Below are 21442 nucleotides of genomic sequence, written 5' to 3'. Positions count from 1 at the left end.
GATGGATACGCTCGAACGACTCAGAAATAACCACGCGCACCCCTTGCAAACGTGGGCCTTTCGCAGCCCAGTCGCGGCTGGAACCTGAGCCATACTCCTTCCCGGCGATCACTGCCAGTGGCACACCTTCGGACTGATACTTCATGGCAGCATCGTAGATCGCCAGCTGTTCATTGCTGGGGAAGTGTTTGGTGTATCCCCCTTCCACACCCGGCACCATTTCATTACGAATACGAATGTTGGCAAAGGTCCCGCGCATCATCACTTCGTGGTTACCACGACGCGAACCGTAGGAGTTGAAATCGGTGCGCTCAACACCATGCGACAGCAAATAGCGTCCAGCAGGACTTTCCGCTTTGATGCTGCCCGCCGGCGAAATATGGTCGGTGGTGACAGAGTCACCCAGCATCGCCAGAATGCGCGCGCCTTTAATATCCTGGACCGGCTCCGGTGTTTTACCCATGTCATCAAAGAACGGCGACAGTCGGATGTAAGTTGAACCCTCATCCCAGTCATAAGTCGCGGCTTCACTGACCTTGATTTGCTGCCACTCAGGCGTACCGTCGAAGACCTCGGCGTATTCCTTATGGAACATATCACTGGTCACTTTCTGCACTGCGGCGGCGATCTCTTCTGGTGATGGCCAGATATCCTGCAGAAAGACATCCTTGCCCTGCCGGTCCTGCCCGATGGGATCGTTCTGCAGGTTGAGTTTCATGTTACCGGCCAGTGCATAAGCCACCACCAGCGGTGGCGACGCCAGCCAGTTAGTTTTCACCAGCGGATGGATGCGCCCTTCGAAGTTTCGGTTACCCGACAGCACAGCACCGACGGTCAGATCGCCCTCTTTAATCGCGCTTTCAATTTCATCTGGCAATGGGCCCGAGTTACCGATGCAGGTGGTACAACCATATCCCACCAAATTGAAACCTAATTCATCCAGATAAGGTGTCAGTTGAGCCACCGCGAGATAATCCGACACCACTTTTGATCCCGGTGCCAGCGAGGCTTTCACCCAGGGTTTGCGCATCAAGCCACGCTCAACCGCATTTTTCGCCAGCAGGCCCGCGGCCATCAATACGCTAGGGTTGGAAGTATTAGTACAGGAGGTAATAGCAGAAATGACCACCGCGCCATCTTCCAGCTGATAGCTATCGCCGGTCTCGCTGTCGCGATACGTGACGGTCTTGTGCCCTTTCTGCGCATGATTAACTTCAAGTTCGTTGCTGGCATCAAAGGCGGCGGGTACATCACCTAAAGAGACGCGATCCTGCGGTCGTTTTGGACCGGCAAGACTGGATTCAACATCTGCCATATCCAGCGCCAGTGAGCTGGTAAACCGTGGTTCGTCGCCCGGATTTCGCCACATTCCTTGCTGCTTAGCATAAGCTTCGACTAAATCGACTTGTTCGGCATCACGCCCGGTCAGGGTCATGTAGCTCAGGGTGATTTCATCAATGGGAAAGAAACCGCAGGTGGCACCATATTCCGGTGCCATATTGGCGATAGTTGCGCGATCGGCCAGCGGCAAATCGGCCAGGCCATCACCATAAAATTCCACGAATTTACCCACCACACCATGCTTGCGCAGCATTTGCGTCACGGTTAAGACTAAGTCGGTCGCGGTGATGCCAGGACGCAGTTTGCCGGTGAGTTTGAAACCGACAACGTCGGGGATTAACATAGACACGGGTTGCCCTAACATGGCGGCTTCGGCTTCAATACCGCCAACACCCCAGCCTAATACGCCCAACGCGTTGATCATCGTGGTATGGGAATCTGTGCCGACTAAGGTATCAGGATAAGCGACCTCTTTGCCTTCTAGCGTTTCATGCCAGACGGATTTCCCCAGATATTCCAGGTTAACCTGATGGCAGATGCCGGTGCCGGGCGGCACTACGCGGAAACGATTAAACGCTTTTTGCCCCCAGCGCAGGAAAACGTAGCGTTCGTGGTTGCGCTCCATCTCCAGACGCACGTTTTCTTCGAAGGCGTCTTCATCCCCAAAATGGTCAACGGTCACCGAGTGGTCAATAACCAAATCGACCGGCGATAAAGGATTAACTTTGGCCACATCGCCGCCGAGGCGCTTTACCGCTTCACGCATCGCCGCTAAATCCACCACCGCTGGCACGCCGGTGAAGTCCTGCATCAACACGCGCGCTGGGCGATAGGCAATTTCCCGGTCAGCATGCGCATCTTTCTGCCAGCCAACCAGAGCCTGTATATCTTCAGCTGTCACGGAATCCTCATCCTGCCAGCGCAGGAGGTTTTCCAGCAACACCTTCATTGATTTGGGTAAGCGATCGATATTACCCAATTGCTGGGCAGCTTTTGGCAGGCTGTAGTAATGATATTTTTTTGCCCGAACGTCCAGCGTATCCTGACTGTGCTCCCGTAACGTTAACGACATAGCTCCTCCTTATATGGGCCTCTCTTTTAAACCTCAATAACCACAAGGTTTAGCTTAAAGATAGACCACAATTTCGTTAACGATTTGATAACAACACGAAATGACACATAAAGGCACAAAGAAAAATGCCCCGACGTTTGTCAGGGCATTAATAGAAATCAGTACAATTTGAGTTATTGGATTAGATCATTGCCCACACGGCCACGGCCCAAAATGCAAAGGAAAAGGCATAAACGCCGAACCATGAAAAAGTCGTTGTATTCATCGAGTCACTCCCTCCCGGATTCCGGGCAAAAAAAGTCCACCGTCTTCAGCGTTGTACTGATGACACCGTTTTTTTAATGCTGAGTGTTAAAGGACGGGCTTTTAAAATGCCCACCGGATAATCCGGTAAAGAGAGGTATGGATGTCTATATATAGAACAAAACGCAGACTGCGTTATTTCGACTTCGGATCCATGAACGATTCGATAAAGTTACGCTGGTTTTCACTCAGTTCCCACGACGCAGGAATCGCCACAGGCTGTTCAACGCTCTTTACTTCTTTCGCTTTGCACGCTGACGTGTTCGGCTGACGCGCAGAAACCGGAGACTTACGGCTGAGTGTATTTGCCCACATGGCTTAACCCCACATACGCCAAATCATCAATGCCACCACTACCCAGAACAGTGCTGAAGCAGCGAAGACGGTCAACCAAGCCTTGCGACGCACATTACCAGAGCGCTCAACCTTGGCGGTTTTAGTACGAAAATCTTGTTGTACAGTCAGTCTAGTGTTCATAGTTTTTGATAATCACTCTCAATAAAACGATTGTTGATAACGATTAAGATTTAGGACGAATCCTAAACTTGTTAAGTCCGAAAATCCAGTTATTTTTATTGAGCACAACGATTAACGCTATTTATCAAAACCCAAAATATTGATGAGATAAATTTAATTACTGATCAAACTATTCATCTAATACATACATTGTAAATTTGGGTTAAAACAAATTTAGTACCATTCTAAATTTGAGTTTAATTTAAAGAGCCTGACTAAAAGGCCTTTCTCATCAGTTGATAACTGGAGTATGGGAATATTCCTGGCGGTCCGCAAAGCGGCAGCGTAAATTTTGTGTACTGTTTCTCATTTAAGAACTAACAATGAAAAAACATGTGATCGATGTTTCATTTACAAAAAAATAATGAAATTTTTTGAGATTCTTGTGGCGCTAACCAGGAAGGAATTCACAAGATGCCCACTGGACACCTTGTGAAAATAATGAGTTAGGTGATTATTTGAAGGGTAATTTGATATCGCGGAACATCGCTTCGATATCTTCATTTGAACGCAATGCGACCGCTGCATCCACGACATCACGGGTCAAATGCGGCGCGAAACGTTGAATAAAATCATACATATAGCTTCGAAGGAACGTACTGCGCCTAAAGCCAATTTTGGTTGTGCTATTGGTAAAAATTTCTGATGCTTCGATTCGCACCAGATCCGGATCGGATACCGGGTCCACCGCCATACTGGCAATGACTCCCACGCCTAAGCCCAGACGCACATACGTTTTGATCACATCAGCGTCGGTGGCCGTAAAGACAATACGTGGCGTTAATCCTGCACGGTTGAAGGCGGTATCCAGCTCTGAGCGGCCGGTGAAGCCAAAGGTGTAGGTCACGAGCGGGAAATCAGCCAGCTCTTCAATCGTCACATTCGATTTGCCTGCTAACGGATGGTCTGGCGTCACGACAATGGCGCGGTTCCAGTGATAGCACGGCAACATAATCAGGTCGTCGTACAGATGCAGCGCTTCGGTCGCGATCGCAAAGTCAGCATTGCCCTTCGACACGGCCTCAGCAATTTGCGTTGGCGATCCCTGATGCATATGCAGCGATACGCGTGGGTAACGCTCGATGAAGCCTTTAATCACGCCAGGCAAGGCATAACGCGCCTGAGTATGCGTGGTCGCCACATACAGCGAGCCCTTGTCGGGCCAGGTGTGCTCACCCGCGACAGACTTAATCGCATCCACTTTGGATAATACTTCGCGAGCAATTCGGATGATCTCTTCACCTGCTGGCGTGACCTGAGTGAGATGTTTTCCACTACGCGCAAAAATCTGCACGCCGAGTTCATCTTCCAGCATACGCACTTGCTTACTGATACCCGGTTGTGAGGTATAGAGACCTTCAGCGGTGGAGGAGACGTTGAGGTTGTGATTAACCACCTCGACGATGTAACGCAACTGCTGCAATTTCATAGTTATATCTTCCCGGTAGCGACAGAGGGGCCATCCCTGCAGGCGTGTTTCCGCCTTAATTAAGGTATAGGGAGGGAAAGCATGTCAGCGAAACGAAAAAAGCTATAACCACTATATCAGTTAACGAAAGAATGTAGAACGATTAGCTATAAGGATGAGGAAAAGGCCAGCAGAAGCTGGCCTTGAGGGAATTACTTCTTCGCTTCCTGCCACTTACCGTCGATATAGAACATCGACCAGCCAGTCGCTTTGCCCTCCTTCTCGGAGGAAACATACTGCTGCTTAGTTTTACGGCTAAAACGCACTAACGTTTTATTGCCTTCCGGATCCGCCGCTGGCGCTTCCGCCAGGTATTTCAGCTTCTCCGGCAGACGGTCAGCAAAACGTTGCAGCTCTTCCACCAGCGGCGCACGCGTTTCACGCGATTTCGGGAAGGTGTTGGCCGCCAGGAATACCCCTGCCGCACCGTCACGCAATACAAAGTAGGCATCTGATTTTTCACACGCCAGCTCAGGCAACGGTACCGGGTCTTCCTTCGGTGGTGCAACTTCACCATTGCGCAGAATCTTGCGAGTATTTTTACACTCGTCGTTGGTGCAGGCCATGTATTTGCCGAAGCGCCCCATTTTCAGGTGCATTTCGGAACCACACTTTTCACACTCTACGATCGGGCCGTCATAACCTTTGATGCGGAATTCGCCCTGTTCGATTTCGTAGCCGTCACATTCCGGGTTGTTACCGCAGACGTGCAGCTTACGCTGATTGTCGATCAGGTAGCTGTCCATCGCGGTGCCACACTTCTGGCAACGACGACGGGCACGCAACGCATTGGTTTCAGCATCATCGCCTTCCAGTACGTTAAGAACCTCATTTTCCGGAATCAGATTGATGGTCTGTTTGCAGCGTTCTTTGGGTGGCAGCGCATAACCGGAGCAGCCGAGGAATACGCCGGTACTGGCGGTACGGATACCCATTTGGCGGCTACAGGTCGGGCAGTCGATCGAGGTCAGCACCATCTGGTTCGGCTGCATGCCGCCCTCTTCTGGCTCTTTCTCGGCCTGACCTAACTGCTGACTGAAATCGCTGAAGAAGGAATCCAGCACCGCTTTCCACTGCGCTTCATTATTGGCGACCTGGTCAAGGCTGTCTTCCATGCGCGCGGTGAAGTCATAGTTCATCAGCTCACGGAAATTCTGTTCCAGGCGATCGGTAACGATTTCACCCATCTTCTCAGCATAGAAGCGGCGGTTTTCTACCCGCACGTAACCGCGATCCTGAATGGTGGAAATAATTGAGGCATAGGTCGATGGACGGCCAATACCCCGTTTTTCCAACTCACGGACTAAGGAAGCTTCGCTGAAGCGGGCTGGCGGCTTGGTGAAGTGCTGGCTTGGCATCAGCTCCTTCAGGTCAAGCATGTCGCCGACATTGACCGGTGGCAGCGTCAAATCTTCATCGTTTTTACGCAGGGCTGGCATCACTTTTGTCCAGCCATCGAAACGCAAAGTGCGGCCTTTCGCTTTCAGTTTAAAGTCTGCTGCACCCACCGTCAGGGTGGTGGAGTCATACTGCGCCGGCACCATCTGGCAGGCCACAAACTGACGCCAGATCAGCTGGTACAGTTTCTGCGCATCAGCTTCCATATCTTTCAGATGTTCTGCCTGGATGTTGACATCCGAAGGTCGAATCGCTTCGTGAGCTTCCTGCGAATTCTCTTTACTGGCGTAAGTGATTGGCGATTCTGGCAGATACTTCTTACCAAAACTCTTCTCCACAAAGCCGCGTGCCATCGCCACCGCATCCTGACTCAGGTTGGTGGAGTCAGTACGCATATAGGTGATGTGACCCGCTTCGTAGAGACGCTGCGCCATCATCATGGTTTTCTTCACGCCAAAACCGAGACGAGTACTCGCCGCTTGCTGCAGCGTCGAGGTAATAAAAGGCGCAGAGGGTTTGCTGCTGGTCGGTTTGTCTTCACGATCCAGCACTTCGTAACGCGCTTTCTCCAGCACGGATACCGCAGCATGAGTTTGCTCGCGATTAACCGGACGGAACGCTTTATCGCCCTGATGCGTGACTTGCATCACCAGCGCGTCGCCTTTCGGCGTAGAGAAATCCGCATCGATTTCCCAATACTCTTCCGGCACGAACGCTTTGATTTCGTGCTCGCGCTCAACCACCAGTCGCACAGCCACCGACTGAACACGACCCGCCGACAAGCCACGGGCAATTTTCTTCCACAGCAGCGGGGAAACCATGTAACCCACCACGCGGTCCATAAAGCGACGCGCCTGCTGCGCATTAACACGTTCAATATTCAGTTCGCCCGGTTTTTCAAACGCCTGACGAATCGCATTTTTGGTGATTTCGTTGAACACCACGCGGCTAAACCGCTTGTCATCGCCACCGATCACTTCCCGCAGGTGCCAGGCAATGGCTTCCCCTTCGCGGTCAAGGTCCGTTGCGAGATAGATGTGGTCGGCGTCTGCGGCAAGGCTCTTCAGTTCGGCAACGACTTTCTCTTTGCCCGGCAGAATCTGATAGTCCGCTTCCCAGCCGTGCCACGGGTCGACACCCATGCGGCTGACCAGAGCGGCCTTCTCATCTTTCTTAACCTTTTTTCCTGTTTTCGCCTTTTCCCCGTCGGTAGTTTTACGGGCAGTTGAACCGCTGGTCGGCAAATCACGGATATGACCGACGCTGGATTTCACCACGTAGTCATTACCGAGGTATTTATTGATTGTTTTGGCCTTTGCCGGGGACTCAACGATTACGAGTGCTTTACCCATATGTACCTTTACCTAATTGAAACGTCCTGATAAACGGGAGAGGATTCGGTGCCCCAAAACCCAACGGGTTCAATATTGCTGCCAGCTTTTCACATTTCAAGGCAGCGGGGATAATCTCAGGTCAGATTGCATCGACTTATGCAACTTTATGATTAGAAGCGGGTTTTCCATCTGACAGCACCACACATCCGGGTGTGATCTCCCTGAAAGCTGAATCGCCCACACTCTACCTGATAAAATCCGTTACGCAACTTAATTAGCATTCTGATTAATTTTGCGCCAGTTTTGGTGACGGACGTTGATTTGATGAACAGCGCAACTCGCTAGTAATATAGAAGGAGAACGATTGCTGTCAAAAAAGAGGTGAACAATGTCAGTAGAAACGGAATCCATTTCACGCCAGGCGTTACTGGAAATAGCCAATCAAATGATCATGCAGCACGACGATTATTTAGCCGGGATGGAAGCGAATGACGTGATTCAGCAGGGCGAGATATTGGTGTTTCGTGGGCCTTACTTCTTAGATGAAGAAGGCCTGCCGAGCGCGAAAACCACCGCCGTGTTTAACGTGTTTAAATCCCTTGCCGTTGAGCTCTCCTCACGCTATCACCTGGCATAAAAAAGCCCGGCATTTGCCGGGCTTGCTTACAACAGTGGCTTATCACCACGCTGCCATATTTTCAGAATTAACCGCTCGGCCGCCAGACTGGCGCTGTTGGTGAAGCGATCCATCATTTTCTTTTTCCGCGCATAGTGCACGCCCAGCACATTGAACCGATCCATCTGCTTGATAATCAGGGCATCGCTGGTGCCAATCTCATCAATCAGCCCCAAATCCAGCGCCTGGCGTCCATACCAGTGTTCCCCGGTGGCCACTTTTTCCAAATCCAGTGTCGGACGCATCTGCTGAACAAACTCTTTGAACAGCAGATGGGTTTCGTTGAGATCTTCCTGGAATTTTTCACGTCCCTCATCGGTGTTCTCACCAAACAAGGTCAGCGTGCGCTTATATTGACCCGCGGTGTGCAGTTCAACGTCGATATCATTGCGTTTCAGCAGACGGTTGAAGTTGGGGATCTGCGCGACCACACCAATTGATCCAATGATTGAGAATGGCGCCGCGACGATGCGATCCGCGACACAAGCCATCATATAACCCCCGCTCGCCGCCACTTTATCGACGACGGCAGTTAACTGCAGGCCCGCATCACGCAGACGCTGCAGCTGTGAAGCGGCCAGGCCATAACCGTGCACCACGCCACCCGGGCTTTCCAGACGCAGCAAGACTTCATCACCCGGCACAGCCACCGCCAGCACCGCGGAGATCTCCTCACGCAAAGAACTGACTTCGCCCGCATCCATACTGCCTTTAAACTCCAGCACGTAGAGTGTCGGTTTAGCGGCTTCGCTCACACCGGCTTTGGCATTGCGCTTCTCGGTTTTGGCTTTTTGCTTCTCTTCTTTTTTATGCTGCTTCAGCCACACTTTTTGCGCCTGTGGCTTCATCTTCGCCAGCTGCAGATCTTCCTTCATTTCACGATAATCATCGTCGAGGTGAGTTAAGCGCAGTTGACCACCGCTGTGGCGTTTACGCATCGCGGCATTCAGCACAATCAGAACAATAGCTGCGAACGCCACCACCACGGTGACGGCCTTGGCCAGAAATAATCCATAACTGGAGAGTAAATCCATTCTGCCGCCTTATTAAACAGTGAATTACAAACAATGGCTGAGTTTACCCGCTTTAGCGACTTTCGTCGCCTGAAATGCCCGCAGGCGGCACAGAATGCGAGGCGCGGTGATTGCACCTGGCGCCAAATTGAGGCATAAAGCCCAAAACCCTCTGACTTGCCAAAGGACATCGCTGTGCATTATCAACCGAAAAGCGATCTGCTGGAAAATCGCATTATCCTCGTCACCGGCGCTTCAGACGGCATTGGTCGCGAAGCGGCGCTGACCTATGCGCGCTATGGCGCACGCGTCATCTTGATGGGCCGCAACGCCGAAACGCTGCAGCAGACTGAACACGCCATCAATCAACTGAATAAGCAGCCCGCATCCCATTTGCTGCTGGACTTGTCGCATGCCACACCAGAAAGCTGCGCTGAGGTGGCCGATCAGATCGCCGCCCTGGTGCCACGGCTCGATGGTGTGCTGCACAATGCCGGGATTTTGGGTGAGATCGTCCCACTGGCGGAACTCGATCCTGCCGTCTGGCGCCAGGTGATGCAGATCAATCTTGACGCCACCTTTTATTTAACTCAGGCCTTGCTGCCGCTGCTGCTGAAATCAGACGCCGGTTCACTGGTGTTTACCACGTCGAGCGTGGGCCGTACCGGCCGTGCAGGCTGGGGGGCATATGCGGTGTCGAAATTCGCCACCGAAGGCATGATGCAGGTACTGGCGGATGAGTATAAAAATCGTCATCTGCGGGTAAATTGCATCAATCCCGGTGGCACTCGCACTAAAATGCGCGCCAGTGCTTTCCCGGAAGAAAATGCCAGTTTACTGAAAACGCCTGCTGATTTGATGCCGCTTTACCTTTATTTGATGGGTGATGACAGCCGTCGCAAAACCGGGATCAGTTTTGATGCCCAGCCGGGACGTAAACCGGGGCCAGCCAGCGCATGAGTGATCGTCATCAGCAACGACAGCAGCGTTTAAAAGAACAGGTTGATGCGCGGATTGCTGCCGCGACAGAAGCGCGCGGCATTTTGATGGTGTTCACCGGCAACGGCAAAGGCAAAACCACCGCCGCCTTTGGTACGGCTTTACGCGCTTGCGGGCACGGTAAAAACGTTGCCGCTGTGCAGTTTATTAAAGGTGAATGGCCAAATGGTGAGCGCAATTTGCTGGGACAGCATGGCGTGGAATTTCAGGTGATGGCCACCGGCTTTACCTGGGATACCCAAAATCGGGAGACCGATACTGCCGCCTGCCAACAGGTTTGGCAGCAGGCAAAGCGTATGCTTGCCGATGAGCATGTGGATTTAGTGATCCTCGATGAAATCACCTACATGGTCAGTATGGATTATCTGGAACTGGATGAACTGGTGCGCGTGCTGGGACAACGTCCGGTTCAACAAAGTGTGATTATCACCGGTCGAGGCTGCCATCGAACCTTACTCGAGATGGCGGATACCGTGACCGAGATGCGCCCGGTTAAGCATGCATTTGATGCAGGCATTCAGGCTCAGCAGGGAATAGATTGGTAAAACAGTGACGCCGCTGCATGCGGCGTCACGGGCATATCAGGAACCGCGCTTGTTGGTTCCACTGGTCCGCGTGCTGCTGTTGCGACTGCTACTGCTGCCGCCGCGACGTGGGCTGCCGCTTACATTACTATGACGTTTTACCGCGCGACGAATCTGATTGGCTTTAGTACGACGACGGTCTTTTTCAACCGCGACTTTCGTCACCGTCTCTTCCGGCATATCCACCAGCGTACGCAGGTAGTTAACCGCCGGTAATTCCATCTCCATCCAGCCACCGCGAGGTAACCCTTTTGGCAACTGAATATCGCCATAACGGACGCGCATCAGGCGGCTAACCTGCACACCTACGGCTTCCCACAAACGGCGGACTTCACGGTTACGTCCTTCGGTCAGGGTGACGTTATACCACTGGTTGATGCCTTCACCGCCAGCAAACTTAATGGTTTTGAACGATGCCGGGCCATCTTCTAACTGCACACCTTTACTGAGCTGACGAATTTTATCGTCATCCACTTCGCCGAATACACGCACCGCATATTCACGCTCAACTTCACGGCTTGGGTGCATCAGACGGTTCGCCAGTTCACCATCGGTGGTGAACAACATCAGACCACAGGTGTTAACGTCCAGACGGCCCACAGCGATCCAGCGTGAACCGCGCAGACGCGGCAGACGGTCGAATACCGTTGGACGCCCTTCAGGATCGTTACGAGTACAGAGTTCGCCTTCTGGTTTGTAATACGCCAGCACGCGACAGACTTCAGTGGCGGATTCAGCAATCGAAACCAGATGGCCATCAATACGAATTTTCAGGGATTTATCATTTTCAATGCGATCGCCCAGCGTCGCCAGTTTGCCATCGACGCTGACGCGTCCGGCTGAAATCATCGTTTCGATTTCGCGGCGTGAACCGTGACCGGCGCGCGCTAATACTTTTTGTAGTTTCTCACTCATGGAGATGCCTCGTTGTCGCCTTCCCAGGCGTCGGATTGTTAAAGCAATACTTAATAAAATCAATAGGTTAGTTTCACCTGTGGGTGCCATTATACAGGATGTGCAACACGAAGTAACGCTTATTGTTGCCCACCTTGTTGCACAAATTACAGGCAATAAAAAACCCGCCTTTATAAACGGGTTATCCAAACACCAACACAAGATAGTGAAGGTATGTTGCAAAGGCTTCTTGCTGCTGTGTAGTCCAGTGATCAGGCATAAGAAACAACATCCATGCAATCCAAAGCCAAAGTAAAATAGGCTTATCCTTGAAATACTTCATTATGCTCCTGTATTCCCGTTGCTCACTGACGCTGGTGATAACTGCTGTGTTGATTTCTTCTGAGTTTTGACAGTGCCGCCACGGTTCTTAGTGCTAACCGTTTTGGCAGCGATATTGCTCACATTGGCTGTAGCACTGTTCACCATTCTCACCTGTTCAAATGTCAGATCAACGGACATGGCGTCTTCTGTCTTGTAGTTGTAACTGATACCAGTTAGCACGATGTTGTCAAAAGACTTGTGCTCAGTAACAACCCTGATCGGCTGTCGTGCATCGAAAATCTTATCCAGGTATTGGATAGCAGCTTTCACCCTGCCACCATTTGCCAGACTATCTAGGATACTGCCATAACGTTTTACAGGTGATTCACTGATAACCCCTGTCAGAGTAAGCTGGTTATTCCTGATTTGAACGTGATCGCTCACCTCTACGCCGTCTTCCACCGCATAGCTTGTGATGTCTGCATTGCGTCTTACTCCGGTATCTGTGACGGCATCAAAGCAGATTGCATAGAAACTGCTTATCGTTCCATCTGCAACCCCGTTGTAAGTGCTGGCAATGATGGCAAAACCGTTATCACTCTTACTGGTGCTACTGCTGTTTGTGTTTGAAGTGCTGTTGATACTTGTTGCCATTATGCTTGGCTCTCCTGTGCATCGATGTAGATAAGCTGAAAGCGTTTGTCTACACCTGAGTTTTCATAGTCCGGGCGTCCCTGCACTTTCACAGCATCTATGAAGTAAAGTTGTCCTGGTGGGCAGGCTTCTATGTAGCTGTAAGGGGCCAAAAGATTCAGCCCATTAACACACTTAAAGCCAAAAGCGGGATCATCTCCTGAAAGCCCAATCTGTGCATTCCATGCCTGATCGCGCGTGTTCCAACGCAGACGAACGTCATAATCAACACTGTCCAAAGTGACTGTGTATGTCTGATCCAGGTAATCCCCGATGGTAAGTTGCCAGACGTTGTAAACGGCATTTGTAATTGCCGTCACCATTGCGTCATAGCCTGTATTTCCCATATCGCTACGGGAAACACTGTTAAAATCAATTAGTTGTGCTGTTGCCATTATTATGATCCTGTTGAAGATGTTGAAGAGTTCATGCCTAAAATCATTCCCTGATTGAATACGTTCAGTGAGGTATCAATTTTCGCATCGACAAAGTTTTCAAGTGCGCCAGTGTTCGGCACTACGTCAACTTTGAATGATTCAGGGGGAACAACAATCTGATTGGTGATGTTCATTGGTGCTTGTTGCGGTCTGTAGCCAGCCATAGCATTAAACGTATCTGTGTAACGGTTAGCTGTTGCAGGAGCGCCAGAAGTGCCAAACAATCCAGCAATAGAATTACGAATTCTTGCGGCCCAATCGTCAGCCTCTTGAGGTTGAGTCATCTGGCTAGTGATTGCAGTCCCTGGATTAGCCGTAGGGCTTTGTGTTCCATACTTCTGATCGATGTATGAGTTAGACTTTGCGTCCATCTCCTGGCGTGTCTGAGGCGTTACAAGAGGCGTTTTCTGGTCGTTGTCTACACTTGAGGCAACATGTTTTCCTACCCATGCTGCAACCTGCATGAAAGCAGACAACATACCGCCAGCGGCTTTCCCTAACTTCTCAAAAGTAGGGTTCATTGCTCGCATTGCATCTGTGAATTCTTTCATCACTGCCGGATCGATGTTCTCCATAAACCCGGTAAAGAATGCAATTTTGTTACCGTCTGAAATCTGGTCAAACTGCTGATTCATGGTGTGATACTTCTGGATCTGCTCCTGCTGTGCATCACTCAGCAAATCACCATTCACGCCCATCTGGCGCGCCATCTTGCGCAAGTCCTGGGCCTGATTCCAGAAAGCTTTCACATACAATCCGAGGTCATCCCCTAACCCTTCAATATCGTTCAGCACTTCACCCTGACTCTTGCCAGCCTTTTGACCGCTGTTAACGATGGCTGAAACAAACTTGAATGGATCAGAGGCAAAGTCTCTTAACTGTTCCTGAGAGATGTTGTATTGGTTTGCAAGGGTAGTAACAGAAGAATTTCCTCCTTTCAATTGGCCTGTTTTCTTGTCAATTGTAGCGGATTGTGCAGATTGAGAGAGCTTTTCTTCGATGTCCTTTCCGTTATCCAAGATCTTACGCTGTCCTTGCACTCCGACACCGCTATCAATACCGTTTGCCTGTGCAAATCCAGACAGTGCACGGACAAGGTTAATATCGACATTTCCAAGCTTTGCACGGTTTACAAGTTCGCCTTGTTCGTCGCCTACAGTGGTGATCGCATCTTTGGCTTTACCGTATGCGGCAGTAGCTGCCAACCCTACACCACCTGCAAGCCCTACAGCCCCTAGAGCGCCTTTTCCGAAACTGGTGAGACGATTACCAATCTTATCTACTAACGCTTCTTCTCGTGCCGTTCTGACGGCTTTTTCACGTAGTCGGTTAAGCTGTTGTGCTTCCTGCATCTGACGTCTGATCAATGCGTTCTGACGTCCTAATGAGATTTCAGCACGTTCATACTGTGCAACTGTGCGCCCCACCTGGTGCATTACTCCTGCCTGCTCATCTCCTGTGAGTTGAGTCATATTCTTGAGGCGGGTTTCTGTGTTGTATAGCGTGTTGGCTGCGCGGTCTGCGCGTTGGATGGCTTGAACCTTTTTCTCTTCTTCAGAGGCTGTCTGCTGTGCTGCGGCCTTCACTTTGGCGGCGGCTTTAGTCTGATCCTCAAGAAACTTTTTATTCTGTGCGTTGAAATCTTTAACCTTGCTACCCGCGTTGGCTACATCCTGAATTGATTTTTTAGCCTTTTGCATAGCCGGGGTATCGATGGAAAACGTCACGGTATTGACGATCTTTGCGCTGTTGATCTCTAAAGTCATTGTTTTACCTCATAAAAAAGGGGCTTAGGAGAATCGAAGATACGACAGCCCCTAAACCCCTAAATTAATTAAGCCTGCGCCGCGTGGCGCATAGCTTCGAAAATGTTGTTTCCGTGCTTGTTCAGGTAGTATCTGAAGCTGTCACGGTCTTTTTCTAAAGCGCCTGCAAGAAAATCAACTTTGATAAGCTTGCGTGCCTCTTCCTCGTCAAAACTCAGTGTTAACCCTGTTTCATCATCGGTAATTGTTACTTTCATGTTTTCTATACCTGTAAAAGAGGGGTGTTGAGCAGGGCTTGCACCCTGCCTAGTTTTAGCGTAGTGTTATGATAGGCTACCAAACACAATAGCTTGAGGGATGTTAACAATAGGAAGCCAGCTTGATTCAGTGGCTACTTCTGGATATCCCCATTTTGGATCAGTTACAATGTATTGGTTGTAAAGCTGTGCAGCTTTGCCCAATGTCGCGTGGCGGCGTCCGGTTCCGGTGTGCAGCACGTATGCGTTAGAGTCCTGAGACATCAGAGGAATGACAACAAAGCCATTTTCACCGATGCGATCAGTAAACTGCGGATACCCGGTAACATCAATCACTGTGCACCCTTTAAGCTGCCAACTCTCATAAGCAGGGTTATTGCCCTGGATCTGAGTAAACAGGTTATCTCCTGAAGCAAACTGGGTGCTGTATTGGGTGAAGTCTTTGATCGACTGGTGATAGTGCAGTGCATCAGCCGCCTCACCTGCCGCAAGAATCAGGGTTCCAGTGCGTTTGGTGTTTAAGCCGCCCAGCTTCACGTTTTGAATGCGCTGAATCTCGCTCAGTTGCTGGAAGATGTTAGCAGCGTTGGCATTGTCTAGCACGTATTCAGTGCGAGCGGTTGCGCCTGCAAGAGTCAGATAATCAATGCTTCCCTGCCCTGCATAAGTTGATTCTGATTTCAGGTCTAGAATTGCTGCAATCAAATCAAGCTCAACAGTGTTAGCTAGCTGATCATACTGTGCCTCTGCAAAGTCACCCACAACAGATGCAATAGTTTCTGCAACATCCAGACTACCACGGCGGCGATATTCTTCCAGCTCACGATCTGATACACCGTTGATGCTGTTTGCATACTTCAGTTCATACAGGAAGCTTGAGAATTCTGGACGTTCTGCACTACCCCAATCACTATGCACATGTGGTGCACGTTCCAGGGCAATCAGTTGCTTAACGTCGAGAATACGATCAAGAGCAATTTTGTTAGCTGTGTGGTTTTCTTGTTTGAAGATGTTCAGACCAGTAATGATTTTATTGGTGCTGTTATCAAATTCAAATGGTGATGCAAACTGGTATTCACTACCAGAGAATAAATCGAAATAAGCCATTATTGTTTACTTCCTTGTGATTAGGTTGTGCGGAGTGCAACGGTTGAGAAATCGCTGAATACATACCCGGCACTTTCCAGCGCAGATACAACAGCTTCTTTGGTTAGACTTGAGTCAAAAACCAGTTCGCTTGCAATAAGCATTACATGCGGTGCACGAGCTACACGAATATAAGTTTGTCCAGCGAAAGCAGGAGACAATACAACACTTAGATCGTCAGTTGAGGTTGCTAGTGCGCCTGTAGCGTCTACAACACTTCCAACTACCAGATCAGCAGTTAGTGCTGAATCCAGAGTAACAAGCTTGTCAAACAGAACATTGTCTGATGCATAAGCAAGCACTTTGCTTGAGGTCTCTACATTGCTGTAAACCTGTCCAAAAAATTGGGCCATTATTTATTTTCCTTACGTTTGGTTAGGAGATCTTTTAAAGTGGGTGTGTTAGATGATTTATTAATTGAATCATCCAATACTGAAATGTTTGCTTTCTTAGCTTCAATCACGATGTTGTTTGCAAGTTCGGGATCATCCACTAGGAGAGTGATAGCAATCTTTCCATCCGGTAGCTGTGATTTGTATACAGCCTGTTTCGGATCTGAAATCAGTGCTTTATAAATTTGCTGGTTCATTTCCGTTTTTCCGTAAAATGAGGATAAAAGAAAAGCCAGCATGGGTGCTGGCTATCTTAATGTGCTATTGACTAACACTAGGAGTAAATACACGGGTGAGAGTATTTAAAGAAACCTTCAGATAGAAAGTTTCCCTAACCGGAGTGGTTATGAGCTAGAAATCAACATGGGGAAGATTTCTTTAAAGACTCTGAAAAGAAGACAAAGCCACTAAAAAAGGTGGGTGTGGTGCACCCGGCCTTAATTGGTTTCACAATTAAAAAGCTGAAAAGATTCGCTACAAATCATAATTTCAACTAAAGAAAATACCGTATGGCACTCTCTTTTTTAGTGGCTCTGGCTTAATGTTGGATGACAAGTCCATTAGGATAACACTGACTGGGAGTTATTTCTAATCCCTAATACTAATATACCACGGTGTAGGTTTTAAGTCAACAAGTTTTTTACGTTTTTCCGTAAAATAATTAGAGGTCGAATTCTTCCAGCTTGTCGGCTGCGCGTGTCAGGCTGATAAACTGCCCTTCAAGCATGTTAGCTGCCTTGTCTACATTTTCTTTCTCAAGCTCCCAAAACTCAGCATAAGCAAGCATACATTTGCAGTGCTCAGGGTATTCCTTAAGAGCGGCGTTAATGTAGCTATAGGCTTTTTCTTTCTTGCCTTCGATCATTGGTTGTTGAATGTAATCTTCAACCGCTGCAACAGATGGGCGAATGTAGAGTTTGTAAAACAGGTTGCAGTCTTCGTAGATGCGTTCAATCATTTGAATAGTCCTTTATAGAATCGTTTGTGAGGTGTATCAATCGTTGCAACTCCATGCAGGCCATTAACGCCGCTTCGTGCTGCTCTTTCGTTTTCTGCGCGGTCTACGCCGCCCACTTTAATCTTTCCGCTGATCTGTGAAATGGTGCCACAAGTAGGAAGTGCAATAACGCCGTTGAGGTAGTCATTAAGGATAGGTGTCCAGGGGTTGGAGGATGCTGTGCCGTTTTCCCAGTCCTCTTGCACCTGCACTTGACCAACTTTTTCCATGCGGCTTGTAGCGCCTCCAGTGCGTTCCGCTGCGTCAATGTTCCATTTATTAGCCAGGTATTGCAGGACAGCTATCACGCTGTTGAACAGCACCAGACATCTATATTTGTCATCGCTTCCGATTGCATCAATCTGATCCTGAATCATTGAAATAATGGTGGAGTCAGAAATCTGTGAAGTGCTGTAGACAGCGGCTTTCACCGCTGCTAGTAGTGTGTCTGTGGTAATCAATCTTTCTTCCTTAAAGAGTCCCGCACTGTTACGGGGGTTTTCTTTGTTGTTCGCTTAGTGCGGGGAGTGTATGTAACGCCGGGGGTATTGCAGAGGATGCTTAGTAGTGTTGTAGATTCTTCGTCAGTTAGTGGGCGGCTTTCTTCTTCCACTTCTTCAAGTTCACAATACGCAATACTATCAAGCCAGGCTTTTGTGACTTCAGGATCATGAAATGTCAGTAGCTTGTCTGATTTAGACTTGCCGTAATAGTATGTTGCTCTGTGTCTCAAATGCCCTATAGAACACTTTAACGGAACGTAGACACCGTGCATGTATTCGGTTTTTCTTGCTCTATCCATTAAAAGAGCCTCGTTTCTACGTGGTAGGAAACACGCTGGCGGGGTGTGAACACTAAGCCGGGGCAATCTTCCATCATGTCGATTACAGTCGATAGTTCATCATCTGTAAGCTCTGGAGAGGCTTTTGATTCTTTCACAATCTCATGAATAGTGATTGGAATACTACGCCCTATAATCTGCTCTGCCCTTTCTTGAATTTCTTGTGTTCTGGTGGTGAAGTATTTATCACCGCTTGTGATCCCTTTGGCCTTCTCTGTCAGAACATCTACAATGTTTGGCTGATCAGTGGCTACAGTCTTAGCTATCGGTTTTACTTCAGGCTTTGGCTTAACCTTCAATTCTGGTTTCTTTGCTTTACGTTTGAATAACTGCATCTTGGAAAGCATCAATTGTGCTTGTTCTTCGGTGAGAGTATTTAGAAGGATTTTTTCTTCTGTAAGGCTGATTGATGGTCTGTCAATGTCATTTCTGATTTTGAAAAAGTTTCTCACAGAATGCACTACTTTTTGAAATGCTTGCAACGTTTCATCAAAGCTATCAGTTTCCTCTGGTAATCCTGGGGTGCCATGCTGCACCCATAGGTCAAACAAATTAATCATCGATCTCAAAACCTCCTAAATCTGCAATAGAGTAGGTGTAGGCTTTATTGCCCGGTTTGAGTTCCTTGTTAATCAATCCAACTTTCCAGAATCCAAATAACCAATAGTTCAATGAAGCTGTGTTAGTGTCGAGTGCTTTAGCTAAAGTTGTGAGTCCTGCACGATAAGGGCCGTATTTCTCGAACAGTGCTTTAAACCTCAAAAATAATTCTGCACCAAATTCGTTTACCTCAAGCCAATTCCCTGTTTGTTTGTTAGTGACTATCAATGCTTAGTTCCTTTAAGTGTGTAAATGTAGTTCACCATTTCCGCAATCTCTGTATAAGATTTGGTGTCGTAGTATTGTAGTTTTGTCATGAAGAAGTCATAGACAGAATGATCGCAATCACTCGCATCATCATTGGTGCAAATAATGTGCGCAGCCTCCAGTGCACCGCGAAGCAAATAACCTGCATAGCGTGGATCATCAATCATTGATTACTACCTCAGTGCTAAAGTGGTGTTGTTTGCCGTTGATGGTGAGTGTTGTTTTGTAGTTGCTACCATGCACGAAATTGCAGACAGTAACTTGTGTATCTTTATTGGTGATGGTTTCTGTTAATTCATTGCACAGGTAAATGTGATAGTTGTATGCCTCAAATAGCGTCATCTGATACCTCTTTAAAGTTGTTGTAGAAGTCTTCTTTTGTTGTGTATTGCAGGCTGCTACCTTTATCATTTAAGTCCTGGTAAACAATGATGGTGGTTTGCGGCGCTTCGTGCTGGATAGCTTCGCCTTGAATACGAAATAGTCCGGTGTGATCTTTATTGGTGTAAAGCTGTTCTGATAATGTGATTTCTTTGCTCATGTATTCTCCTATTCTAGAAGTGAAAGTAACTTTCCATTCCTACTTGTATTTAATAACCCTTTGGTCAACATCCAACTAACAGCGTCATACATTGATTCCGGTATCTTGCGATCAGGATTCTCAAAGCTCTCTCTGTAGCCGTTAATGTATGCTGTGCTTGTCTGCATGTTAGTGATTGCCTTTTGTGATTCAGGCGTTATCGTTTTCTTGACTTGGGGATCGGTTTTTGCTGCTATAGCCGCCTGCTTAGATTCTTTAGCAGGCTTATTTGATGGGGCTTGGATACGTTTTTCAACTGTGGCGGTTGGGGGAACGTGTTCAGGCTCTTTTTGCTTTCTTGCTTCTGCAACTTCTATCTTGAATGGGTTAAAATGAAGCGCATCAACATACTCACCTTTCTTTACTTCCACTTCTAACAACCAACTATCCGGGCTTAGTGCTGACACTTGCCAGTTATTAGACCTGCCTACTTTTGTTGCAACTACCAATCCAACACTTTTCAGATCGTTAATCAGATTGATGGTCATACGTTCTTTCAATCCTACAGATAACGCTAGCTGTGCAATGTTGTCGTAGTAAATTCCTTTATTGCCTTCCTGCATGAAGAAGTCATAACGCTTTGCCATCTTTGCATAAAGCACCTTGTGGCTGAGGTTTAAATCTAGTGTGGTGCCAGTGTGTTTATTTGTAATGCGGCTGGCCATCATCAACTGATCAGAAAGAGGCGTATAGCTGTAATGTGTTGTGTCGATCATTAGTGTTAATCCTTGTCATGTATTTGTCTCCAGTGCCTAGCGGCGTTTTTTCATAGGTGTGCGGATGCGGCGCATTACTTTGAATGCTTCCCATTTATTCAAGGCGCGTTCTAAAATCTTCTCGTAATCTTCGTTACCGTGGAAACGGGCTTGTCGGAGTGAGTTGGCGATCTGTTCGGCTTTCTTGTGGGGGTCATCTGCGGTGAGTATTGCTTGAAAGGCTGCTTCTGAATCTTTGTAACTTCTTCGCTGTCTTTTCTTCTTTACTTCAATATCTAACATAATGCTCCTTTGTTTTGTTTACTAGCTAATACTACTATAACACGAATTATTAAGCTCGTCAACACATTTCTCCTTGTTTAATGAAAACAAGTCTGATCATTTACCTGATCTCAACTTTATCATAAATAAATTTAGGAAACAAGCATTTTCCTTATATTAATTTAGCTTCGCCAGAAGCATTCTAAGAGCCTCTAATCAACAAGGTAATACGAAGCCATACCTAACAGCTAAAAACCTCTTAGAATCGCTCTCATGCGTTCCTACCTATAATCATGGCGTATAAGACACTGGCACATAGTTATCCTTACGCCATATGATACCCAGGCTAGCTTGTAGCCGCCTGTAACAGCTTGCACCCAGCAAACAGAGACAAGACAGACAAACTTTAGTTTGTTTGGTTTGTTGATTGGTTGGTGTTGGTGCATGTTGGTGAGCGTGTAACGTGAGCCTTACTTGCATGGCGAATGCCAGAGACGCCCACATGCAACCGCTTCGCGTTAGCCGTAGGCTATTTGCACGAATACATTGGTAAAGGTTGTGTGTTAT

General features: G+C 48.3%; 26 protein-coding genes. 3 read left to right on the top strand and 23 right to left on the bottom strand.

The window, feature by feature from the left end:
* From acnA to topA, 5 genes are all read right to left on the bottom strand, one after another.
* Positions 1 to 2413: aconitate hydratase AcnA (gene acnA / locus H7A81_RS15990; protein WP_182058027.1), on the bottom strand; the 2413-nt coding region annotated here is incomplete at its 3' end.
* Between the two features lie 438 nt (positions 2414 to 2851).
* Positions 2852 to 3031 (bottom strand): hypothetical protein, encoded by a 180-nt coding sequence (locus H7A81_RS15985; RefSeq protein WP_034821480.1) that lies wholly within the window; start codon positions 3029 to 3031, stop codon positions 2852 to 2854.
* A 3-nt stretch (positions 3032 to 3034) separates the two neighbouring features.
* The gene (locus H7A81_RS15980) at positions 3035 to 3193 is read right to left on the bottom strand and encodes a YmiA family putative membrane protein (RefSeq protein WP_071845610.1); all 159 of its coding nucleotides are present in this window, start codon (positions 3191 to 3193) and stop codon (positions 3035 to 3037) included.
* A 493-nt stretch (positions 3194 to 3686) separates the two neighbouring features.
* The gene (gene cysB / locus H7A81_RS15975) at positions 3687 to 4661 is read right to left on the bottom strand and encodes an HTH-type transcriptional regulator CysB (RefSeq protein ID WP_034821485.1); all 975 of its coding nucleotides are present in this window, start codon (positions 4659 to 4661) and stop codon (positions 3687 to 3689) included.
* 191 nt (positions 4662 to 4852) lie between these two features.
* Positions 4853 to 7450, bottom strand: coding sequence for a type I DNA topoisomerase (topA, locus tag H7A81_RS15970; RefSeq protein ID WP_182058026.1), 2598 nt, complete (start codon positions 7448 to 7450; stop codon positions 4853 to 4855).
* A 370-nt stretch (positions 7451 to 7820) separates the two neighbouring features.
* On the opposite strand from topA, the gene H7A81_RS15965 reads away from it, so the two are divergent.
* On the top strand, positions 7821 to 8069 hold the full coding sequence (locus H7A81_RS15965) for a DUF2498 family protein (RefSeq protein WP_182058025.1): 249 nt from the start codon (positions 7821 to 7823) through the stop codon (positions 8067 to 8069).
* Positions 8070 to 8095: 26 nt separating this feature from the next.
* On the opposite strand, the gene sohB is transcribed toward H7A81_RS15965, so the two are convergent.
* Entirely contained in the window at positions 8096 to 9142 is a 1047-nt protein-coding gene (sohB, locus tag H7A81_RS15960; RefSeq protein ID WP_097117001.1) for a protease SohB, read from the bottom strand.
* Between the two features lie 174 nt (positions 9143 to 9316).
* Here sohB and H7A81_RS15955 point away from each other — a divergent pair, with 174 nt between their 5' ends.
* Positions 9317 to 10081, top strand: a complete 765-nt coding sequence (locus tag H7A81_RS15955; RefSeq protein ID WP_182058024.1) for a YciK family oxidoreductase — start codon at positions 9317 to 9319, stop codon at positions 10079 to 10081.
* Complete coding sequence (gene cobO, locus H7A81_RS15950) at positions 10078 to 10665, top strand: cob(I)yrinic acid a,c-diamide adenosyltransferase (RefSeq protein ID WP_182058023.1); 588 nt, start codon at positions 10078 to 10080, stop codon at positions 10663 to 10665. The genes H7A81_RS15955 and cobO overlap by 4 nt, the downstream gene beginning before the upstream one ends.
* Positions 10666 to 10701: 36 nt before the next feature.
* Here cobO and rluB read toward each other — a convergent pair whose 3' ends face one another.
* The 17 genes from rluB to H7A81_RS15865 all read right to left on the bottom strand — a co-directional run bounded on the left by rluB (position 10702) and on the right by H7A81_RS15865 (position 20896).
* Entirely contained in the window at positions 10702 to 11619 is a 918-nt protein-coding gene (gene rluB, locus H7A81_RS15945; protein ID WP_034821500.1) for a 23S rRNA pseudouridine(2605) synthase RluB, read from the bottom strand.
* 181 nt (positions 11620 to 11800) lie between these two features.
* Entirely contained in the window at positions 11801 to 11941 is a 141-nt protein-coding gene (locus H7A81_RS15940; RefSeq protein WP_182058022.1) for a hypothetical protein, read from the bottom strand.
* Positions 11941 to 12576, bottom strand: coding sequence for a phage baseplate protein (locus tag H7A81_RS15935; protein ID WP_182058021.1), 636 nt, complete (start codon positions 12574 to 12576; stop codon positions 11941 to 11943). The genes H7A81_RS15940 and H7A81_RS15935 overlap by 1 nt, the downstream gene beginning before the upstream one ends.
* Positions 12576 to 13010, bottom strand: a complete 435-nt coding sequence (locus H7A81_RS15930; protein ID WP_182058020.1) for a hypothetical protein — start codon at positions 13008 to 13010, stop codon at positions 12576 to 12578. The genes H7A81_RS15935 and H7A81_RS15930 overlap by 1 nt, the downstream gene beginning before the upstream one ends.
* 2 nt (positions 13011 to 13012) lie before the next feature.
* On the bottom strand, positions 13013 to 14818 hold the full coding sequence (locus H7A81_RS15925; protein ID WP_182058019.1) for a hypothetical protein: 1806 nt from the start codon (positions 14816 to 14818) through the stop codon (positions 13013 to 13015).
* Positions 14819 to 14886: 68 nt separating this feature from the next.
* On the bottom strand, positions 14887 to 15075 hold the full coding sequence (locus tag H7A81_RS15920) for a hypothetical protein (protein ID WP_182058018.1): 189 nt from the start codon (positions 15073 to 15075) through the stop codon (positions 14887 to 14889).
* Positions 15076 to 15141: 66 nt separating this feature from the next.
* Entirely contained in the window at positions 15142 to 16182 is a 1041-nt protein-coding gene (locus H7A81_RS15915; RefSeq protein WP_182058017.1) for a major capsid protein, read from the bottom strand.
* 20 nt (positions 16183 to 16202) lie between these two features.
* Entirely contained in the window at positions 16203 to 16574 is a 372-nt protein-coding gene (locus tag H7A81_RS15910) for a hypothetical protein (RefSeq protein WP_182058016.1), read from the bottom strand.
* Positions 16574 to 16810, bottom strand: a complete 237-nt coding sequence (locus H7A81_RS15905; RefSeq protein WP_182058015.1) for a hypothetical protein — start codon at positions 16808 to 16810, stop codon at positions 16574 to 16576. Before H7A81_RS15905 ends, H7A81_RS15910 begins: the two co-directional genes overlap by 1 nt.
* 464 nt (positions 16811 to 17274) lie before the next feature.
* On the bottom strand, positions 17275 to 17571 hold the full coding sequence (locus H7A81_RS15900; RefSeq protein WP_182058014.1) for a hypothetical protein: 297 nt from the start codon (positions 17569 to 17571) through the stop codon (positions 17275 to 17277).
* A complete protein-coding gene (locus tag H7A81_RS15895; RefSeq protein ID WP_182058013.1) occupies positions 17568 to 18071 on the bottom strand; it encodes a hypothetical protein in 504 nt (167 codons plus the stop codon). Before H7A81_RS15895 ends, H7A81_RS15900 begins: the two co-directional genes overlap by 4 nt.
* A 340-nt stretch (positions 18072 to 18411) precedes the next feature.
* A complete protein-coding gene (locus H7A81_RS15890) occupies positions 18412 to 19011 on the bottom strand; it encodes a hypothetical protein (RefSeq protein ID WP_182058012.1) in 600 nt (199 codons plus the stop codon).
* The gene (locus H7A81_RS15885; RefSeq protein ID WP_182058011.1) at positions 19004 to 19279 is read right to left on the bottom strand and encodes a hypothetical protein; all 276 of its coding nucleotides are present in this window, start codon (positions 19277 to 19279) and stop codon (positions 19004 to 19006) included. Before H7A81_RS15885 ends, H7A81_RS15890 begins: the two co-directional genes overlap by 8 nt.
* The gene (locus H7A81_RS15880; protein ID WP_182058010.1) at positions 19276 to 19485 is read right to left on the bottom strand and encodes a hypothetical protein; all 210 of its coding nucleotides are present in this window, start codon (positions 19483 to 19485) and stop codon (positions 19276 to 19278) included. Before H7A81_RS15880 ends, H7A81_RS15885 begins: the two co-directional genes overlap by 4 nt.
* Before the next feature lie 161 nt (positions 19486 to 19646).
* Positions 19647 to 19859, bottom strand: coding sequence for a hypothetical protein (locus H7A81_RS15875; RefSeq protein WP_182058009.1), 213 nt, complete (start codon positions 19857 to 19859; stop codon positions 19647 to 19649).
* 8 nt (positions 19860 to 19867) lie between these two features.
* Positions 19868 to 20614 carry a hypothetical protein gene (locus H7A81_RS15870; RefSeq protein WP_182058008.1) on the bottom strand — a complete coding sequence of 249 codons (747 nt, stop codon included), beginning with the start codon at positions 20612 to 20614 and terminating at the stop codon, positions 19868 to 19870.
* 36 nt (positions 20615 to 20650) lie between these two features.
* Positions 20651 to 20896 (bottom strand): hypothetical protein, encoded by a 246-nt coding sequence (locus H7A81_RS15865; RefSeq protein WP_182058007.1) that lies wholly within the window; start codon positions 20894 to 20896, stop codon positions 20651 to 20653.
* Between the last annotated feature and the right edge of the window lie 546 nt (positions 20897 to 21442).

It is taken from the genome of Pantoea sp. ME81 (genome assembly GCF_903970985.1).
In the GTDB taxonomy this organism is placed as follows: domain Bacteria; phylum Pseudomonadota; class Gammaproteobacteria; order Enterobacterales; family Enterobacteriaceae; genus Pantoea; species Pantoea communis.
This window is presented reverse-complemented; position numbering and strand designations above follow the sequence as displayed.

Coding starts and splice junctions, on each gene's coding strand:
- H7A81_RS15865 (WP_182058007.1), bottom strand. CDS start 20,896: ATGTTAGATATTGAAGTAAAGAAGAAAAGACAGCGAAGAAGTTACAAA.
- cysB (WP_034821485.1), bottom strand. CDS start 4,661: ATGAAATTGCAGCAGTTGCGTTACATCGTCGAGGTGGTTAATCACAAC.
- H7A81_RS15925 (WP_182058019.1), bottom strand. CDS start 14,818: ATGACTTTAGAGATCAACAGCGCAAAGATCGTCAATACCGTGACGTTT.
- H7A81_RS15935 (WP_182058021.1), bottom strand. CDS start 12,576: ATGGCAACAAGTATCAACAGCACTTCAAACACAAACAGCAGTAGCACC.
- H7A81_RS15920 (WP_182058018.1), bottom strand. CDS start 15,075: ATGAAAGTAACAATTACCGATGATGAAACAGGGTTAACACTGAGTTTT.
- rluB (WP_034821500.1), bottom strand. CDS start 11,619: ATGAGTGAGAAACTACAAAAAGTATTAGCGCGCGCCGGTCACGGTTCA.
- H7A81_RS15905 (WP_182058015.1), bottom strand. CDS start 16,810: ATGAACCAGCAAATTTATAAAGCACTGATTTCAGATCCGAAACAGGCT.
- H7A81_RS15930 (WP_182058020.1), bottom strand. CDS start 13,010: ATGGCAACAGCACAACTAATTGATTTTAACAGTGTTTCCCGTAGCGAT.
- H7A81_RS15880 (WP_182058010.1), bottom strand. CDS start 19,485: ATGATTGATGATCCACGCTATGCAGGTTATTTGCTTCGCGGTGCACTG.
- cobO (WP_182058023.1), top strand. CDS start 10,078: ATGAGTGATCGTCATCAGCAACGACAGCAGCGTTTAAAAGAACAGGTT.
- sohB (WP_097117001.1), bottom strand. CDS start 9,142: ATGGATTTACTCTCCAGTTATGGATTATTTCTGGCCAAGGCCGTCACC.
- H7A81_RS15870 (WP_182058008.1), bottom strand. CDS start 20,614: ATGATCGACACAACACATTACAGCTATACGCCTCTTTCTGATCAGTTG.
- H7A81_RS15980 (WP_071845610.1), bottom strand. CDS start 3,193: ATGAACACTAGACTGACTGTACAACAAGATTTTCGTACTAAAACCGCC.
- H7A81_RS15985 (WP_034821480.1), bottom strand. CDS start 3,031: ATGTGGGCAAATACACTCAGCCGTAAGTCTCCGGTTTCTGCGCGTCAG.
- H7A81_RS15915 (WP_182058017.1), bottom strand. CDS start 16,182: ATGGCTTATTTCGATTTATTCTCTGGTAGTGAATACCAGTTTGCATCA.
- H7A81_RS15890 (WP_182058012.1), bottom strand. CDS start 19,011: ATGATTAATTTGTTTGACCTATGGGTGCAGCATGGCACCCCAGGATTA.
- H7A81_RS15910 (WP_182058016.1), bottom strand. CDS start 16,574: ATGGCCCAATTTTTTGGACAGGTTTACAGCAATGTAGAGACCTCAAGC.
- H7A81_RS15875 (WP_182058009.1), bottom strand. CDS start 19,859: ATGAGCAAAGAAATCACATTATCAGAACAGCTTTACACCAATAAAGAT.
- H7A81_RS15900 (WP_182058014.1), bottom strand. CDS start 17,571: ATGATTGAACGCATCTACGAAGACTGCAACCTGTTTTACAAACTCTAC.
- H7A81_RS15940 (WP_182058022.1), bottom strand. CDS start 11,941: ATGAAGTATTTCAAGGATAAGCCTATTTTACTTTGGCTTTGGATTGCA.
- H7A81_RS15965 (WP_182058025.1), top strand. CDS start 7,821: ATGTCAGTAGAAACGGAATCCATTTCACGCCAGGCGTTACTGGAAATA.
- topA (WP_182058026.1), bottom strand. CDS start 7,450: ATGGGTAAAGCACTCGTAATCGTTGAGTCCCCGGCAAAGGCCAAAACA.